At 71.8% G+C, this 17,493-nt stretch carries 12 protein-coding genes; 4 read left to right on the top strand and 8 right to left on the bottom strand.

Annotation, left to right across the window (positions count from 1 at the left end; all coding sequences use genetic code 11):
• Positions 1-77 precede the first annotated feature (77 nt).
• The 3 genes from grxD to WMF28_RS32510 form a co-directional block, all read right to left on the bottom strand.
• Positions 78-1,004 carry a Grx4 family monothiol glutaredoxin gene (grxD, locus tag WMF28_RS32520; RefSeq protein ID WP_437597311.1) on the bottom strand — a complete coding sequence of 309 codons (927 nt, stop codon included), beginning with the start codon at positions 1,002-1,004 and terminating at the stop codon, positions 78-80.
• 238 nt (positions 1,005-1,242) lie between these two features.
• Entirely contained in the window at positions 1,243-1,761 is a 519-nt protein-coding gene (locus tag WMF28_RS32515; RefSeq protein ID WP_437597310.1) for a hypothetical protein, read from the bottom strand.
• 136 nt (positions 1,762-1,897) lie between these two features.
• A complete protein-coding gene (locus tag WMF28_RS32510) occupies positions 1,898-4,927 on the bottom strand; it encodes a beta-propeller domain-containing protein (protein WP_437597308.1) in 3,030 nt (1,009 codons plus the stop codon).
• Positions 4,928-5,343: 416 nt separating this feature from the next.
• Here WMF28_RS32510 and WMF28_RS32505 point away from each other — a divergent pair, with 416 nt between their 5' ends.
• Positions 5,344-6,255: a hypothetical protein gene (locus tag WMF28_RS32505; RefSeq protein WP_437597307.1), complete on the top strand. Its 912-nt coding sequence runs from the start codon at positions 5,344-5,346 to the stop codon at positions 6,253-6,255.
• Between the two features lie 232 nt (positions 6,256-6,487).
• Here the strand turns inward: WMF28_RS32505 and WMF28_RS32500 are convergent, their stop codons facing one another.
• Positions 6,488-9,388, bottom strand: coding sequence for an Hsp70 family protein (locus WMF28_RS32500; RefSeq protein ID WP_437597306.1), 2,901 nt, complete (start codon positions 9,386-9,388; stop codon positions 6,488-6,490).
• A 144-nt stretch (positions 9,389-9,532) separates the two neighbouring features.
• On the opposite strand from WMF28_RS32500, the gene WMF28_RS32495 reads away from it, so the two are divergent.
• Together WMF28_RS32495 and WMF28_RS32490 are read left to right on the top strand one after the other, a co-directional pair.
• Positions 9,533-10,042: an OmpA family protein gene (locus WMF28_RS32495; protein WP_437597305.1), complete on the top strand. Its 510-nt coding sequence runs from the start codon at positions 9,533-9,535 to the stop codon at positions 10,040-10,042.
• A 532-nt stretch (positions 10,043-10,574) separates the two neighbouring features.
• A complete protein-coding gene (locus WMF28_RS32490; RefSeq protein ID WP_437597304.1) occupies positions 10,575-13,016 on the top strand; it encodes a GH36-type glycosyl hydrolase domain-containing protein in 2,442 nt (813 codons plus the stop codon).
• A 66-nt stretch (positions 13,017-13,082) separates the two neighbouring features.
• Here WMF28_RS32490 and WMF28_RS32485 read toward each other — a convergent pair whose 3' ends face one another.
• Positions 13,083-13,340, bottom strand: coding sequence for an amidohydrolase family protein (locus WMF28_RS32485; protein WP_437597303.1), 258 nt, complete (start codon positions 13,338-13,340; stop codon positions 13,083-13,085).
• Positions 13,341-14,127: 787 nt separating this feature from the next.
• Between WMF28_RS32485 and WMF28_RS32480 the strand changes: the two genes are divergently transcribed.
• Positions 14,128-14,580, top strand: coding sequence for a hypothetical protein (locus tag WMF28_RS32480; protein WP_437597302.1), 453 nt, complete (start codon positions 14,128-14,130; stop codon positions 14,578-14,580).
• Positions 14,581-14,696: 116 nt separating this feature from the next.
• Here the strand turns inward: WMF28_RS32480 and WMF28_RS32475 are convergent, their stop codons facing one another.
• Genes WMF28_RS32475 through WMF28_RS32465 form a run of 3 tightly spaced genes read right to left on the bottom strand, consistent with a single transcriptional unit; the run spans position 14,697 to position 17,480 of the window.
• On the bottom strand, positions 14,697-14,918 hold the full coding sequence (locus WMF28_RS32475; RefSeq protein WP_437597301.1) for a transglutaminase N-terminal domain-containing protein: 222 nt from the start codon (positions 14,916-14,918) through the stop codon (positions 14,697-14,699).
• 55 nt (positions 14,919-14,973) lie between these two features.
• Positions 14,974-16,851, bottom strand: coding sequence for an Hsp70 family protein (locus WMF28_RS32470; protein WP_437597300.1), 1,878 nt, complete (start codon positions 16,849-16,851; stop codon positions 14,974-14,976).
• Positions 16,848-17,480, bottom strand: coding sequence for a DUF2760 domain-containing protein (locus WMF28_RS32465; RefSeq protein WP_437597299.1), 633 nt, complete (start codon positions 17,478-17,480; stop codon positions 16,848-16,850). Before WMF28_RS32465 ends, WMF28_RS32470 begins: the two co-directional genes overlap by 4 nt.
• Positions 17,481-17,493: the final 13 nt, after the last annotated feature.

Genomic DNA, 17,493 nt, shown 5'->3' with positions numbered 1-17,493 from the left:
CGTTGTGATTGTAAAAATCTAATCTCGGTGTGACGCCTGCGCGATCCTCGTCGCGAGCGCGTCGCGGGTGAGGGCGGTCAGTACCGCGGCACCGAGGGGTCCACGTCCTGCGACCACGCGTCGATCCCGCCCTGGAGGTTGTAGAGGTTCCGGAAACCCCTCGCGAGGTAGTGCTCGGCGGCCGCCTGGCTGCGCCCGCCGTGGTGGCAGTGGAAGACGATCCGCGCGTCCTTGGCGAGCGTCTCCAGGTGTTGCTGGCCTTCCTGGTCGAGGTGGCGTGCCCCCTCGATCTTCGCGATCGTGCGCTCCTGCTCGGTCCGGACGTCGAAGAGCTCGAGCGCCTCGCCGCCGTCGCGCATCGCCTTGAGCGCGGCGGGCGAGAGCTGCTTGACCTTCGGCGCGTCGTTCGGGCTCTCCAGCTTGAAGCCGCCGCCGGAGGCGCCCTCGACGAAGTCGATCGACAGCCCCTCGGCGCGCCGCGCGCTCGCCTTGTCGAGCAGGAACACCATCCCGCCGGCCTCGACCTCGACATCGCCTGCCTGCCGCGGGCCGAAGTAGAGGCCGTAGGTGTGCGAGGGGTCGATCTCGATGTGAACGAAGTCGGCGTCGGACTCCCGCGCGGACGCGAAGGCGGTGATCGCCGCCTGGGTCACGCGGATGGAGGGCGGCGCCTGCGGCTCGCCCTGCGCGAGCCCGAGCGCCTTCACCAGCTCCCCTGTCGCGTGCAGCTCCTTCACGATGTCGCAGCCGCCGACGAACTCGCCGCGGATGTAGAGCTGCGGGATCGTGGGCCAGCTCGAGAACTCCTTGATGCCGTCGCGCAGCGCGGGATCCGAGAGGACGTCCACCGTTTGGTACGCGGGCAGGTGCTCGTCGAGCATGCTCACCACCGTGGCGGAGAAGCCGCACTGAGGCATCGTCCGCGTCCCCTTCATGAACAGGACGACGTCGTTCTCGCGGATGATGGTGGTGATCCTGGCCCGCATGGGCTCGCTGAGGCTCATGTGCTTGCTCTCCGTCCGCGGCCGTGGCGGCGCGATCGACGCCCGCGCGCTTCCGCGGGCCTCTCGCTAGCATGAGCTCTGCACGGTAGCGAGACCCTGCGGGCGGCCTCGCCCGCGTCTGCCGAGGGCGGCGGCGCGCGAACCGCGGCGCGGCCGCGCCCGACGGAGGACGCGCGCGATCCGCGGCGCGGACGCGTCCAGGCACGCCCGCGTCCAGGCATGCCCGCGTCCGGCGCGCTCAGCGGCCGAGCAGGAGCCCCACGACCGCCGCGATCGCGGCGAGGGTCGCGAGGACGGCCGGCGTGCTGAGCTGCGCGCCGAGCCCGCGCAGGCGCCCGCCGCCCGGCGTCGAGGAGCGCGCGAGCGCGTCCGACGGGGGTGGCGTGACGCGGAGCACGCCAGGCGACGCCGCGTCGCTTTCGCGGAGCTCGACGAAGAGCTGGTCGAGCGGGGCGTGCTCGCCGAAGGGGCGCACCAGGCGGAGCGTCACGCCGCCGGTGAGATCCGGGGGCAGCCGGAGCCGCAGCGTCCTCGCGGCGACCTCGGCCGGGGCGCGGTGGGCGCCGCTCCGGTCGCAGCTGTCGCAGCCGCCGCCGTCGCAGCGGGCGCAGGCGACGAGGGCTGGCACGGTGATCTCGATGTCCGCGCGGTCGCACGCCCACGACGCCGGCACCGCGATCGCGAGGCGGCCCCGCGCGCCGTCCGAGGCGTCGAGCCCTTCACGATCGATCAGCTGCCCGAGCTCGGCTCTGCCCATGGACCTTGTGTGCCGCAGCCGGGCCCCGGCGCCAAGCGCCGGCGGCGGGCGGGGCCTGCCGGGAGGGTAGGGGTCGGGCGGCGCCTTCGCTGCGCCGCCGGTGACAGCAGCGGGCAGCGAAGGCGCGGCGCGCGGGTCAGTTCCCGAGGTCGACGACCTCGAGCCCGTGGTGCCTGAGCGAGCAGAGCGCGCGGTCGCCGTCGAGCGTCACCCGGTAGATGTACGAGGAGAGCTCGCCCTTCGTCTCGTACGTCAGCTCGTCGAGGTCGGACGCGTCGAGGACCGCGAGCGAGGGCGGGCTGTCGCTGGACACGAGGAGGCGCGTACCGTCCGCGAGGACCGGCGAGGCGTTGTTGAGCTCCGGGACCTGCTTCGTCACGAGCTCGATGCTGCCTTCCTCGAGCCCGCTGGCCACGGCGATGCCGTACGGGGACTGGCCGTTCGGCACGGCGTAGTTCACGTAGGTGTGCATGAACACGCGGTCGTCGCCCACGAGCACCTGCCAGATACCGGTGTCGTCGTCGATCGGGCTCTCGTCGCGGAGGCGCGCGGTCTCGCTGCCGACGTCGAGGAGCTTGAGCGCGCGGCGCATCCCTCGGCAGATCCCGGGTCCCTCCCAGTTCTCCTGGTCGAACGGCTGGAAGCCGGTGTTCTGCGCGAACTCGCTGTAACACGCCGGAGAGTTCAGCACCTCGAACTCGACGATCTCGTAATCGATCGTGAGCGCGCGGCGGTCCGCGCCGTTGAAGGCGAGCAGCGAGCCCGGCACGTTGACCGGCGTCAGCACGACCGGCGAGGACGGGTCGGACACGTCGATGCGGTCGAGGTAGAAGCGCGCCCTGGAGGGGTCCTGCGGCAGCGGCACCCAGTGCGACGTCAGCACGGTGGTGCCGTCGATCTGCAGGCCCGTGTAGCCAGCGCCGGAGGGCAGCGCCACCGAGCGGTGCACCGGGTTCGACGGGTTGGAGAGGTCGACGACCTCGAGCGTCGCCTCCGCGGGCGCCAGCTGCTCGGCGCCGTTTTCGTCGTAGTAGTAGTAGTACTCCTCGCTGGCGTTGCGGAGCACAAGGGTGCTCCCTGCCTGCACCACGGAGTCGCCCGTCGTGATGATGGCGCCGGAGTACCCGCCCCAGTAGAGCGCGTGGCTGCTGAACGGCAGCTCGCGCTGGCTCGCGATCCGGGGAGATTCGGGGTCCCTGAGATCGATGACGGCGAGGTGCGTCTTGGTCCAGTCCGCGTGCGAGGGCCAGAGCAGGGTCGCGTATTGCCCGTGCGCGAAGAGGCGCGCGTTGGCGACGCCGGATCCGTAGCATTCAGCATTCGACGCGGAGGTCAGCGCCTCGAGGTCGAGCTTCCCGATCGGCTCGGTGCGGCCTGGATCCGCGGCCGACACGACCTCGAGCTGCGGGCCGCTCGTCCACCAGTCCGCGCTCATGCGGACCACGAGATCGCCGGTGGCGACCGCGTTGCTGACGATCGTCGCGAGGCTGAGGTCGGTGACCTCGACCGGGGCGCCGCGGTCGTCGATGTTGAACGTCCCGACCTCCTGATCGGAGACGGCGAAGAGCCGCTCGTCGTGGACGAAGGCGCGTCGCGCCTGGCCGCGCGCGGGGGCGGAGCCGCGCTTCGTGAGCGTGTCGGTCGTGAAGTCGATGAGCTGGATGCCGCTCTGGTACGAGCCGCAGCCCTTGTCGTCGTTGACCTCGAAGCCGCTGTAGGGGACGAGGATCGTGCCGAGGTCGTCCAGGATGGTGAAGGCCTTGTGGATCCGGTCCTGGTCCTCGGCGAAGCTCCCCCACGAGCCGCCGAAGTGGATGCGCTCCAGCATCGTCGGGGTCGTGAGATCCGAGACGTCGAAGAGCGAGACGTGGAGCGAGCCCTCGTCGGAGGCGTTGTCGAACCCGAGGGCGAGCAGCCGGCCGCCGCGCGGCTCCATGTGATAGACCCAGCCGGGCATCTCGAGCTCGCCGAGCTGGGCGGGGTGCGCCGGGTCGCTGAGGTCGATGGTGAACAGCGGGTCGGTCTGCTCTGCCGTGATGGCGTAGGCGCGGTCGCCGTCGAAGCGGACGGAGCGCAGCGACTCGGGCCGGGGCAGGATGAGCTCGGTGTAGCCGAGAGGCGTGAGCTCCTGCGAGGACGCGACGGTGAAGGTCTGGACGCCTGGAAGTGCCGCGTTGTTCCACCACGTGCCGGGCTGGCTGACGACGCGGAGGACGCCCTCGTGCTCATCCATTTGCCAGCGGCTCTGGATCTGGCCGACGGCCTCGACGCTCGTGCCCTCGACGAGGTCGCCGCCGGGGTCGGAGATATCGATGACCTGGATGGTGGAGTGTCCCTCGTCGTCGCCGTTCCACTCGATGCCCGCGACATACATGCGGTCCTGGGTGACGGTCACGCTGCGGCGCCACCCGTAGCCGTAGGGGTCGTCGTCTTTGTAGCTCAGCTTGTCGACAACGCTGATCTCGGCCGGGTCGCCGACGGCCAGGGAGGTGACGGTGGTGTTCGGCGAGCTTCCGCACCCCCAGCAATGGTTGTTCTCGAAGGTGACGGCATAGAGCACGTCGCCGACGATGCGCGAGTCGGAGAGGGTGCCCGGCAGGTCGAACGAGCCGATCAGCCGGATATCCGACGGGTCGGAGACGTCGAGCGCCTCGATGTGGCTCGACTCCTCATAGGTGTACTCGCCGGTGTCCGCGTCGTAGAGGTACTGCGTCCACGACGAGAACATCGCGTAGACGATGCCGTCGCGCAGGTACATCTCGAAGGGCATTCCGCTCGCCCGGTAGCGCCCGAGCAGGCTCAGCTTGTCGCGCCGCGAGATGTCGATGACGCTGAGCCCCGCGTATTGCGAGAGCGCGTAGAGCTTGCCGTCCTTGACCTGGATGATGTCGGCCTCGGTGATCGCGCGCTCCGGGTCGTCGCCCGCTCCTTCGTTCGGCGCCCCGGCGCTGTCTCCGGAGCCCGTACTACCGGCGGCGGCGACGTTGCCGCCGTCCTCGGCCCCTCTGCCGTCGTTCCCCCTCGGATTGCCGGAGATGAAGTCGGTCGGAGCGTCATCCGGCGAAGGCCCGGACGCGCCTCCCATGCTGCAGCCGGCGAGTCCGGCCGATGCCGCTGCCGTCGCGAGGACGAGCCAGCCGGCGTAAATTCTAGACAGGAAGGTCATGGTTCACCTCGTCCACGAAGACACAGGGCGTCATGGCTGCGCCGGTGGGTGTTGCGCTATCCGCGTCCCGTGCACGGCGCAGTTAGCAAGCCTCAGGCCAGGCAGAAGGCCGCAAAAATGCCCGGATTTCGACGGTGCACGTTGGACCTGTGCCAGAGTGTGCAGCCCCGTGGGCAGCCGCGGCTGGGGTTCGCCCGCAAAGCGTGCGCCTCGTCGCCGCCGGTGCGCCGTGATCCCGGCTGAGCTCTCATGACCTGGAGGGCGGATCGCGCCCCTTGTGGGACGCGGCTCGTCACGGCGGGAGATCGCGTTCACGCTTCGAGGACGCGCCGGCCCGTTTCGGTGACGCGGCCATCTAATCCTGGCGCCGGCGGCTGCCGGGTGGCAGGGTCGATCACTTGATAGGAGGCTTGATTATGGATCTGTTCAGCAAGCGTCATCGGCTCGTCGTTGCGATGCTTCTTCTCTTCGTCCCCCTGCTCACCGGCGCCAAGGGCAAGGGCTGTCAGGGCCCGGTCGAGGGCGGCGGAGCTGGGCCTGGGGGCGGCGGGTCTGCGGGCGGCCCGCCTGGGTCCTGCGTGGTGACCGGCTGCAGCAGCCAGGTCTGCGCGGACGAGGACGTGGTCACCGACTGCGCGTACCGCGAGGAGTACGCGTGTTACGCCGAGCACAGCGTGTGCGAGCGGGGCGCGTCGGGCGCGTGCGGCTGGCGGGCGACGCCGGAGCTCGAGGCGTGCCTCGGGGGCGGCGAGCCTGCCCCGTGCGTGGTGACCGGCTGCAGCGGTCAGGTCTGCGCCGACGCCGAGGACGAGGTGGTCACCACGTGCGAGTGGCGCGAGGAGTACGCGTGTTACGCGGATCACGGCGTATGCGAGCGGGGCGCGTCGGGCGCGTGCGGCTGGCGGGCGACGCCGGAGCTCGATGCGTGCCTCGGGGGCGGCGAGCCTGCCCCGTGCGTGGTGACCGGCTGCAGCGGTCAGGTCTGCGCCGACGCCGAGGACGAGGTGGTCACCACGTGCGAGTGGCGCGAGGAGTACGCGTGTTACGCGGATCACGGCGTGTGCGAGCGGGGCGCGTCGGGCGCGTGCGGCTGGCGGGCGACGCCGGAGCTCGAGGCGTGCCTCGGAGGCGGCGAGCCTGCCCCGTGCGTGGTGACGGGTTGCAGCGGCCAGGTCTGCGCGGACGAGGACGTCGCCACAACGTGTGAGTTCCGCGAGGAGTACGCGTGTTACCCGAAGCACGGCGAGTGCGAGCGGGGCGAGTCGGGCGCGTGCGGCTGGCGGGCGACGCCGGAGCTCGAGGCGTGCATCGAGGCGGCTTCCGGGTGACAGGACGCCGGCCAGCGGGCGCTGCATCCGGAATAGCGGCGATGCGTGCACCTCGGACGCACGACGTCTTCGACCCGATCGAGCTCCCCTGAATTCGTCGCCACCACGCGCCCGAGCGGCCCGTCCGAGAACGGTCGATTGCGCAATCCACCTGTTGCAAGGCCTTCTTCGCTGTTGCCAATCATGCAGCGTATCGTCGGCTCGTTGAGCGAATTCGGTCTGAACAAAAGCCCTACTCGCTCACGAGCCGCAGACCCACCGGCAGCCCCTCTCCGAAGAACGCCGCGCGCTCGGCCTCCTCGACGGCCACGACCTCGCGCACCGCCCTGACCCACGCCTCGGGCGCGCCCGCCTTGACGAGCCGCCGCTCCACCTCGCCGCGGATCCGGTCCGAGACGTCGCGCGCCCGGTCGCCGGTCCTGCGCGCGAGCTGCACCGCGGCCAGCGCGGCGGACGGCAGCTCCTGCCACTTCTCGCGCATCAGGTGGTCGAGCCACCGCTCGGCCGCCGCCGGCGACACCACATGGTGAACGCTCGCGTAGGCCGGGACGCGCGCCCCGATGCGGCCGATCGCCGCCCAGAGCCGCGCGTCGCGGTCGGTCCACGTGCGCTCCAGGATCCAGGCGCCGAGCTCGCTCCGCCGCCCGGCGGGCACGCGCTCGAGCGACGCGCAGAGCTCGAGCAGATCGTCGAGCGCCTCCGGCTTCACGCCCTTCGGCTTCTTCAGCCGCTGCTCGGCCGGGGCCAGGAACGGATCCGCGAGATCCCGGATCGCGACCTGCTGCGGCTCGTCGAGGCCGCCCGCGATGCGGCGCCACGCGATCCAGAACTGCTGCCAGGAGCGCGCCTCCTGCGGGAACGCGAGCCGCTCGGCGAAGAGCGGCGCGAGCGCGGCGACGCGCGCCGGATCGCCCGCGTCGCCGAAGCCCGGGCGCAGGCAGTAGCCGGCGAGCGACCAGAACACGCGCTCGTGGTCGGCCGAGCGCCGCCGCGAGCGCGCGCTCGGCGCGAGGGTATCGAACAGCGCCCGCGCGGTCTCGGTCGTCCAGGTGGCGCGCTCGCCGAGGACGCGCTCGAGCTCGCGGACGAGGTTCTTCACCTCCCGCGGCGCGACGTCGGGCCGCCCCTTGCCGAACACCCGCTCGATCGCCTCCCGCGCCTCCTCGAGGCGCCTCCCGCCCTGCGTCGCCGCGGCGGGAGGCCTCGCCTGCGCCCGCTCCGGGGCGGCCCCCTCGGCCTCGGCAGCGCGCGCGCCGCGGCCGTCCTCGCGCAGCTGGAACGCCAGCCGGAAGCGGCGCGGCGCCGGGACGCCCACCTCGACGCAGGCGAGATCCAGCGTGCCGATCGCGGTGAGCTCTCCCTCGATCTGGACGCGCACCTCCGCCTGCTTGCCCGCCGCGGCGCGCGCCGCGTCCCCCGCGTCGAACGCCACGGCGACCGGCGGCAGGGCCTCGAACCGGTCCTCCTCGAGGGGGACGAGGTCGCCCGCGCGATCGGCGCGCGCGTCGTCCGACGCGAACAGGTCGAACCGGACCGGGCGGCCCACGGCGAGCGCGAAGGTCCGTCCGGCCGCCGCGTGCACGCTGCCCTCCTTCGCGCCGCGCGGCACCACGCAGACCGCGGGCCGCGGCCCCCCGCCGGCGGGCGGCTCCAGGCCGACGTAGTAGCCGCGCGCCGCGCCCCCCTCGATGCGCACGCCGCGGCCCGCGAGCGCGAGGCCGTACGCGACCGCGCCCCGCGCCACGGCGAGGTCGGGGTCGGCGTGCGGGAGCACGTCGAGCCGCGGGCCGCCCCAGCGCTCGATGACCTGCGCGAGGCGCTCCGCGACGCGGCGCGCGCGGAAGACGCCGCCGTTCAGGAGCAGCGCGGTCGGCCCCCGCGCGTCGGGGGCGTGGCGCGCGAAGAACCAGGCCACGTGCCGGGTGATCGCCGCGTCCCGCTCGTAGGGCAGGCCGAACGCGACGAGCCCGCTCCGCCCGCGCTGCGGCCGGGCGTCGCGCGGCGCCTCCGGGAAGAAGCCGTCCAGCACGATCCCCTCGACCTCCTCGCGGCCGAGGCGCGTCGTCAGCGCCCCGCCCACGAGCCGCGCGCCGTGCGAGAGCACGGTGACCGGCGCCTCGTCCGGCGGGGCGGGCGCGTCGCGGCTGCCGGCCGAGGCGCCGCCGTTGGCCGAGGCGCCGCCGTCGGACGAGGCGCCGCCGTTGGCCGAGGCGCCGCCGAGCAGGCGCTCCTTGGCGGCGCGGCAGGCGAGCACGAGCTGCCCGAAGCGCGCCGGGTCGAGCTTCTCCCCCGTGCCGCCGACGAGGCGCGGCTCGCAGAGGTGGGCGAGCGCGAGGTCCATGTTGTCGCCGCCGAGCAAGAGGTGGTGGCCGACGGCGACGCGCGAGACCTCGACCGCGCGGCCCTCGGCGGCGCGTGCGACCCGGATGAGCGACAGATCGGTGGTGCCGCCGCCGACGTCGCAGACGAGGACCGTCGCGTCGCCGCCCGAGCGGGCGAGCAGCGCGTCGAGGCCCTCCGCGCCTGCGAGCCGCATGAAGTCGTAGAACGCGGCCTGCGGCTCCTCGAGGAGCCGCGCCGAGAGGCCGGCGCTGCGGGCCGCCTCGACGGTGAGCTCGCGCGCGACCTGATCGAACGAGGCCGGCACCGTGAGCACGACCTCCTGCGCCGCGAGCGGGCGATCCGGGAAGGCGTCGTCCCAGGTGCGCCGCACGTGGGCGAGGAGCCGGGCGCTCGCGTCGAGCGGCGAGACGCGCGGCAGGGAGGCCGCGTCCTCGGGCGCGCCCCACGGCAGGATGGGCGCGGTGCGGTCGACGGTGGGGTGGCAGAGCCAGCTCTTCGCCGAGGCGATGAGCCGGCCGGGGACCTCGCCGCCGCGCCGGCGCGCGTGCTCGCCGATCGCGAAAGGCGCGTCGCCGAACGGGTCGGCCGGCGCCTCGCCGGGGAGGGGCGCGTAGAGCAGGGATGGCAGCAGCGGGCGCGCCTCGACCTCGGTGGCGGTCACGAGCTGCGGGATGGAGAAGACGCGGATCGCGCCCGGCCCGGCGTCGCGCTCGGCCCATGCCACGACGGTGTGGGTGGTGCCGAGGTCGATTCCGACGATCAGGCTCGGGTGGTTCGCGGGGGCGGACATGCGTGCGCGCAGCAACGATACTGGATCGCCGCCGCGCCTTCCGCAGGTCCGGCGCGCGGCCGCGTCGGCTCGCGCCCGCGGCGGGGCGTCGGCGGGCCGCCGCCGGCGCTTCTTCCGGGCGATGCCCCGTGCTAGAGGCGCGAAATGCGAGCGAACCGAGCGATCTGGCTTGTGGTCATGGGCGTCCTTGCGGCGGGGTGCGGGTCGGCGAACGCCGAGATGTCGCTGGCGGCGAGCGCCACGCCGCCGCCTCCGCCTCCGCCTCCGCCCGTCCAGCCGGCGGCCTCTGCCGAGGCGGTCATCGAGGGGGATCGCATCAAGATCGCCCGGCCGATCTTCTACGACCTCGACAAGGACGAGATCCGGCCCGAGTCGTTCTCGGTCCTCGACGCGGTGGCGCACATCCTGAGGACGCACCCGGAGATCACCGCGCTGACGGTCGAGGGGCACACGGACAACCAGGGGACGGCGGAGCACAACATCCAGCTGTCCGAGCGCCGCGCGAACGCCGTGGTCCGCTACCTCGTCCAGCGCGGCGTCACGACGCCGATGACGGCGCCGGGGTACGGCGCCGCCGCGCCCGTCTGCTTCACGAACGACGAGGGCTGCCGCGCCATGAACCGACGCGTGGAGTTCCGTATCAAGACGAAGTGACCGCGGGGCATGTCGCGCGATCGTGGTTAACCCATCACGGGAATACGCGCGCTGCGTGCGACGCGCCGGTCCGAGCAACTCATTGCATTGCGTGGTGGATCATGGCGAGCGTTCGTCGTCGTCCTTTGGGGATCGCTTGTCTCGTCCTTTCGTGTTTCGCGTGGGTAGCGCCGCGCGCTGCGGGTGAACACGCGCGCCCCCACCCGCGGAGAAGCTCTATGTAAAATTCTCCCTGCATCGCAATCCTGCGTTGTCTGCCGCACACCGGCGGTGGCGTGGAATGCCCCCGGAGCGCCGCATTCCGCCCGGAAAACCGCCGCCGGACGCGGCCGCAGGCCCCGTTGACAACCGGAGCCGCGAGGATCTAGAGTGGCGGCCCTCTGAGCTTGCTCGGAGGCCCCAAGCCCAACACTCATCGGCACCGACCCGGGGCAGCTCTGCCGCCGGGTTTTTTTCTGTCGCTGATGGGGAAGAAGCCCTCCGCTTTCGACCCAGCTTTCGACTCCACCGAATCCACGGAGACCGCGCGTCCATGAGCAATCAGTACGGCCACTTCGACGACGAGAGCCGCGAGTACGTGATCACCCGGCCCGACACGCCGCTGCCCTGGCTCAACTACCTGGGTTCGGACGAGATGTTCGGCCTCTGCACCAACACGGCTGGCGGCTACACGTTCTGGAAGGACGCCAAGCTGCGCCGGCTCACCCGGTATCGTTACAACAACGTGCCCATGGACGTCGGCGGGCGCTACCTCTACGTGAACGACGGCGGGGTCGTGTGGAGCCCCATGTGGAAGCCGGTCAAGACGGCCCTCGATCGCTACGAGTGCCGCCACGGCCTGGGATACACGAAGATCACGGGCGAGAAGAACGGCGTCGAGGTGGAGGTGCTCTTCTTCATCGTCCCCGGCGAGAACGTCGAGATCTGGCGCACCCGGGTCACGAACAAGAGCGGCGCGAAGAAGGATATCCAGCTCTTCTCCTTCCAGGAGTTCTGCTTCTTCGAGGCGCTCAACGACATGACGAACTACCAGCGCACCTACTCCATCGGCGAGGTGGAGATCGAGGGGAGCGCCATCTACCACAAGACCGAGCTCCGCGAGCGCCGCTCCCATTACACGCTCTTCGGCTGCACGCGGGCCGTCGACGGGTTCGACACGAGCCGCGACGCCTTCTGCGGCAGCGTCCACCACGGCCTCCACGAGGCCCAGGTGCCGGCCAGGGGCAAGGCCACGAACTCCAAGGCGTTCGGCTGGAACCCGATCGGCAGCCACCAGGTGAGCCTCTCGCTCGCGCCCGGCGCGAGCGAGACCCTGAGCTTCGTGCTCTCGTACGTGGACCAGGGGGACCTGCCCAAGTTCAAGGCGCCCTTCGTCATGAACAAGCAGAAGGGCAAGGAGATCCTGGCCAAGTACTCGGCGCCCGGCGCCGTGGACGGCGCGTTCGCTCAGCTGAAGGACGACTGGGCCGGGCTGCTCTCGAATTTCCAGGCCGACTGCCCGGACGAGCACGCGCGGCGCATGCTCAACACCTGGAATCAGTACCAGTGCATGGCGACCTTCAACCTCTCTCGGTCGGCCAGCATGTACGAGACCGGCATCGGCCGGGGCATGGGCTTCCGCGACTCGAACCAGGATCTCCTGGGCTTCGTGCACCTCATCCCCGAGCGCGCCCGCCAGCGCATCCTCGACATCGCCGCCACCCAGCTCAGCGACGGCACCTGCTACCACCAGTACCAGCCGCTGACGAAGAAGGGGAACGCCGACATCGGCGGCGACTTCTACGACGATCACCTGTGGCTCATCCTCTCCACGTGCGCGTACATCAAGGAGACCGGCGACAAGGCCATCCTCAAGGAGGCTGTGGGCTACGCCGACAAGCAGGGCTCCAAGGAGGACCTCCTGCACCACCTGGAGACGTCCATCGCGTACACGATGAAGAAGCGCGGCCCGCACGGCCTGCCGCTGATCGGTCACGCGGACTGGAACGACTGCCTCAACCTGAACTGTTTCAGCACCGAGCCCAACGAGAGCTTCCAGACCGCGGGCGACGTGAAGGACTCGAAGGCTGAGTCCGTGATGATCGCAGGCCTCTTCCTCTACGCCAGCCGCGAGATGGCCGCCCTGTACGACTGGATGGGCCAGCGGCCCGACGCGGAGCGCATGCGCGGCCACTACGCGGAGATGCTGGCCGTGGTCGAGAAGGAGGCCTGGGACGGCGAGTGGTACCGCCGCGCCTATGACGCCGAGAGCCGGCCGGTCGGGACCCACGAGAACGAGGAGGGCAAGATCTTCATCGAGAGCCAGGGCTGGTGCGTGCTGGGCGGCGCCGGCGCGGACAACGGCCGCGCCAGGCAGGCGCTGGAGAGCGTGCACAAGCACCTCTACACGAAGAACGGCATCGTGCTGCAGCAGCCCGCGTACTCGACCTACCACCTCGAGCTCGGGGAGGTCACCTCGTACCCGCCGGGCGTGAAGGAGAACGCCGGCATCTTCTGCCACAACAACACCTGGATCCACCTGGGCTGGTGTCTGCTGGGCGAAGGGGAGCGCGCGCTGGAGTACTATCTCTCCATCTGCCCCTCGGCCAAGGAGAGCCAGATCGAGACCTACCGGGCCGAGCCCTACGTCTACGCGCAGATGATCGCGGGCAAGGACGCCCCGGTCTTCGGTGAAGCGAAGAATGCCTGGCTCACCGGCACCGCGGCCTGGACCTTCGTGTCCGTCAGCCAGGGGATCCTGGGCGTGCAGCCCCAGTACGACGGCCTGAAGCTCGATCCCTGCGTGCCCAAGGCCTGGAAGAGCTTCTCCATCTCCCGCCGCTTCCGCGGCGCCACCTACGAGATCAGCGTCAAGAACTCGGGGGTGTGCAAGGGCGTGAAGAAGCTCATCGTGGACGGCAAGACCGTCGCGGGCAACGTGATCCCCCTGGCCCAGGCCGGCACGACGGTGCGCGTCGAAGTCGAGATGGGCTGAAGGGCCTTACCGGAGCGCGCCGCGCGCTGGCCGCGGCGCGATCCATCCAAGGCTCATCACAAAGGCTCATCGCAAAGGCTCGTCCGACAGGGCCTGATCGCCCCGAGGCAGGGCGACCCACCTCCCGTTCAACATGACCCGCTTCACGCGGCGCATCGCGCGGATGTCCGCCAGCGGGTCGCCCTCGACCAGGACGAGGTCGGCGACCTTGCCCGGCTCGAGGCTGCCGAGCCGGTCGTCGGCGCCGAAGAACCTGGCGCTCTCCAGCGTGCCGGCGACGAGGACCTCCATGGGCGAGAGGCGGCTCTCGACGAGCAGCTCCATCGCGCGCTGGTAGGCCCATCCGCGCTCGGCGCCGGAGCCCCGCGACCCGCGTGGGGCCGTATCGCCCTCCCCCAGCGCGCGCGAACGCAGGGCGAGGCCCGATTCCGCGAGCGTGCGCGCCTCTGGCGTCGCACCTCTGATCATAGCATGTCCGGGCCGCAGGGCCGTTATCACGAGCGCTTTCCAACTTCCACCTTCAAGTCGAAGGCGCGCCCCCGGCGATGTCCGCCTCCATCTCCCGATTCGTTCGATGCATCGAGACGCGCCGACCCCGCGGCCACCGCCGTGCGCGCCGATAGCCTGTCCGGGCTCCGTCGCGCGGCGTTCCGTGGAGCACAAGGAGGCTCGGAACTCGCGACTTGCTGGATTCGGCGCGACACCCGGGTGCCGTCGCGGGGCGCCGAGCGCGCGTGAGCCGCGGGCACCCTGGCTGCGGCTCACGCGCGCTCGGCGCGCGACGGCGATTACGGCGCTGTACGGCGCGGCGCCGGAGTCAGGCGATTCCTGAGCCGTTCCGGCGCTGCCTGGCTGGTCCGAGGAGCGCATGCCATGGTGTCTTGCTCGCCTGGACCAGGCGGAGCGCGGGCAGTCGGTGCTGTGCGCTGCATCGAAGATAGTTGAGCGTCACAGCGAGTGTGGAGTAGTGTGCCACCGCTGGCGCGCGGGATATGCCGCGACCGGCAGGTCCCGCTGGGACCGGCTGACGAAGCGATTCTCGAAGACTTGCGCTCATTCAAGCGCGCTGGAGGACATCATGCGTAGAATTCATCTTGTTGGCGTTGGCTCGATGGCTCTCATCCTAGGGGCGACCGGGTTTTCCGCGGGGTGCGGGGACGACGGCGACACGGGGTCGGGCGGCGGGACCACCGCGAGCAGCACGACAAGCACGTCCGGGACGACCGGCACGGGCGGTGAGGGCGGCGAGGGTGGAGCCGGCGAGGGTGGAGCCGGCGGCGAGGGTGGCAGCGGCGTGGCGTGCGCGTCCTGCGCGGCGCCCCTGCTCCTCGGGGCCGACCCGGACGATCTGTGCGCCTCCTCGAAGGAAAAGTACGACGCCGTCACGGCGTGTCTCTGTGCGGAGTGTGGCGCAGCCGAGGGGGATGCCTGCTATGACTCGTGCGATCCGGAAACGGACGTGGCGCCGAACGAGGCGTGCACCACGTGCGGGCAAACGGCGGCCGCCGTTGGCGGCGCGTGCGAGGCAGAGGGCATCGCGTGCATCGAGGACAGGGGCGAGTGATCTCGACGCGCTGAAGGCTCGGGGATCTGCCCGGCCGACCTCCGGCGATTCGCGCCGCGGCCGCAGGCTGGACGCCTGCCTCCCCTGCGCCGCGTTGTCGCGTCGCTGAGCGCGGTCTACGGGGCGGTGATCTCGAAGCGCGTGACCCAGTTTGCGAAGATGTCCTCGAGCTCCAGCGTGGGCGCCTGGAGGTCGATCGTGAGCGTGTGCGAGAGCACGCGTTGATTCCGGTCGTACATCGGGCAGACACGCAGCTTGTGCACGCTGCGCTCGACCGGGCGATCGTAGGTATATTTCGTCGTGTGGACGACACGGAGCTTGCGAGTCGTCCGGGTCATATCGTGTCCTCGGTGGGCTCTCCTCGACCCGGGCGCCCGGGTCCTCGCCCGCCCGTCACGTCTCGGCGCGCACCGACAGCTCGACCCGCCAGCGCTCGTTCGGCTTCTGCGCCTCGCGGGGGATCGCCTCCAGGAGCAGCGTCCCCACCTCGGTGACCGAGGCGCGCAGCTGCACCGGCACCATGTCGCCCTCGCGGCGGCCCTCGGTGGGCAGGGTGACCTCGATCGGGGAGAGCTCCTCGAGCTCGCCGGGCTTCCAGGCCTCGAGCTCGGTCCCGGCCTGGTCGTCCCGGCGCACCGACGAGCTGAAGAAGCGGAAGCGCACCGGCTCGCCGACCACCACGCCGAACTCCTGCGGCGGCAGCGTCGCCTCGGTGCCCTCCTCCATGCCGAACGGCGCGAGGCAGAGCGCCGTGATCGGCGGCTCCAGGCCGGGCACCGCGGGCACGGCCCCCTCGATGCCCACGTAGTAGGCCCGCGCCGTCCCGCCGCGGATCCTGAGCCCCCGGCCGCGCCGCGCCAGGCCGTAGGCGGCGGCGCCGCGCGCGACCGCGAGATCCAGGTCCTCGGTCGGGAGCACCCGCGGCCGGGGCGCGCCGTCCTCCTCGAGCCAGGCGCCGAGCGTCGCGAGCAGCCGCTCGCGCAGGGCCGCGCTCTTCATGACGCCCCCGTTGAAGAGCACCGCCGTCGGGTGCAGGAGGAGCGGCGCGCGGCCGGTCTCGGCGCCCTCCGCTCCCCTCGGGACGAAGCCCTCCAGCTTCGATGTCGCGCCGGCCTGCCGCCCCAGGAACGCGGCGAGGTGGCGGGTGATCGCCGGGTCCTGCGCGTACGGCAGGCCGAGCTGCGTCAGGCCGGCGCGCGCCCGGGTCGTGGGGCGCGCGGAGGACGGGACCTCGGGGAAGAACCCGTCCACGAGCGTCCGCGTGATCTCGTCGCGCGTGAGCTCCGTCCGGATCGACGCCCCGAGCAGCTTCGAGCCGCGGCCGGCGATCACGATCGGCGCCTCGGTGATCGACGGATCGCCGAGCAGCCGCTCCTTCGCGACGCGCGCCGCGTGGGTGAGCGACGTCATCTGCCAGCGGTCGAGCTCCTTGCCCTCGGCCGCGAGCTTGGCCTTCACGACGTGCGCGAGCGCGAGGTCCATGTTGTCGCCGCCGAGCAGGATGTGATCGCCGACCGCCACGCGGACGAGCTCGAGCGAGCCATCGCGCGGGACCGCGGCGATCGCGGAGAAGTCGGTGGTCCCGCCGCCGACGTCGACGACGAGCAGCACGTCGCCCGGCTCGAGGTGCTTGCGCCACGCCTCGCCGGCCGCGTCGATCCAGGCGTACACGGCCGCCTGCGGCTCCTCGAGCAGCGTCAGGTCCTCGAACCCCGCGGCGCTCGCCGCCTCGACGGTGAGCTCGCGCGCGGCGGCGTCGAACGACGCGGGCACGGTGATCACGAGCTCCTGCTTCGCGAGGGCGAGCTCGGGATCGTCCTTCGCGAACTGGTGGTCCCACGCCTCGGTGAGGTGCTCGAGATACCGCCACGACGCCTCGACCGGCGAGATCTTCTCGATGTCCTCGGGCGCGCCGATCGGCAGCGTCGGTCCGCGCCGGTCGATGCCCGGGTGGCACAGCCAGCTCTTCGCGCTGGAGATGAGGCGCGCCGGCGCGTCGGCCCCGCGGGCGCGGGCGTGCTCGCCGACCGCGAAGCGCCGCTCGGCGTCCCACGGCAGCGCCTGGAAGCCCTCGCTCTCGTGGGGGATGTACATGAAGGAGGGCAGGAGCGGCCGCGGCTCGAGCGTGCCCTGCGCCACGAGCTGCGGCACGGCCATCACCTCGGGCGACGGCGCGAGCCGCGGGTCGGCGCCGTCCTCGGGGAGGCGCGCGTAGGAGAGCGCGCAGTGGGTGGTGCCGAGGTCGATGCCGATGAGGTAACGCGCGCTCACAGCTCGACCTCCGCGGGGGCGAGGATCGTGGCGTCGTGGCCGGCGACCGGCGTCGGCAGCGACAGCTCGTCGGCGCGCCAGCCCCGGTGGCGCAGCACCCCTCTGTACGGCGCGCTCCCGGACACGTTGCCGATGAGCTTGATCTCGGACGGGTTGTAGCCGGACTCCAGCGTCACCTTCGCCCCCTCCTCCTCGCGCCGCACGGGCGCGAGCTTCGCATGGCTGCGCAGCGCCTTGCGGCAGCCCTCATGGACCATCCTCGCCGCCACCCCGACGTCCGCGTCGCCGAAGGAGGCGATGTCCTGCTCGAGGAAGTCGACGAGCCGCCCTTCGCGCTGGAGCAGCGAGAGCAGCTGGAGCGCCGAGCTCACGCCGGGCGCCGCCGCGGGCGCGGGCTTGGGCGCCGGCTCGCTCTCCACGGCTTCGGGCGCGGGCGCCGCGCCGTCTGCTCGAGCTCGCTCGAGCTTCTGCGGCTCGGCTCGCCCGGCTGGCGGCAGGGCGGCGACCGCCTCGCGCGCCTGCCAGGCCCGCGCGGCGAACCGAGGATCGAACAGCACGCGGAAGAAGCACGCGAACGCGAACCAGAGCCGCGTGGACCAGGGGAGCGGGGGATCGTGGAGATCGGCCACGGCGAGAGCCTAA

The organism is Sorangium sp. So ce590, assembly GCF_051521365.1.
In the GTDB taxonomy this organism is placed as follows: domain Bacteria; phylum Myxococcota_A; class Polyangia; order Polyangiales; family Polyangiaceae; genus Sorangium.
This window is presented reverse-complemented; position numbering and strand designations above follow the sequence as displayed.

Coding starts and splice junctions, on each gene's coding strand:
- WMF28_RS32485 (WP_437597303.1), bottom strand. CDS start 13,340: ATGGAGCTGCTCGTCGAGAGCCGCCTCTCGCCCATGGAGGTCCTCGTC.
- WMF28_RS32500 (WP_437597306.1), bottom strand. CDS start 9,388: ATGTCCGCCCCCGCGAACCACCCGAGCCTGATCGTCGGAATCGACCTC.
- WMF28_RS32475 (WP_437597301.1), bottom strand. CDS start 14,918: ATGACCCGGACGACTCGCAAGCTCCGTGTCGTCCACACGACGAAATAT.
- WMF28_RS32495 (WP_437597305.1), top strand. CDS start 9,533: ATGCGAGCGAACCGAGCGATCTGGCTTGTGGTCATGGGCGTCCTTGCG.
- WMF28_RS32505 (WP_437597307.1), top strand. CDS start 5,344: ATGGATCTGTTCAGCAAGCGTCATCGGCTCGTCGTTGCGATGCTTCTT.
- WMF28_RS32510 (WP_437597308.1), bottom strand. CDS start 4,927: ATGACCTTCCTGTCTAGAATTTACGCCGGCTGGCTCGTCCTCGCGACG.
- WMF28_RS32515 (WP_437597310.1), bottom strand. CDS start 1,761: ATGGGCAGAGCCGAGCTCGGGCAGCTGATCGATCGTGAAGGGCTCGAC.
- WMF28_RS32480 (WP_437597302.1), top strand. CDS start 14,128: ATGGCTCTCATCCTAGGGGCGACCGGGTTTTCCGCGGGGTGCGGGGAC.
- grxD (WP_437597311.1), bottom strand. CDS start 1,004: ATGAGCCTCAGCGAGCCCATGCGGGCCAGGATCACCACCATCATCCGC.
- WMF28_RS32490 (WP_437597304.1), top strand. CDS start 10,575: ATGAGCAATCAGTACGGCCACTTCGACGACGAGAGCCGCGAGTACGTG.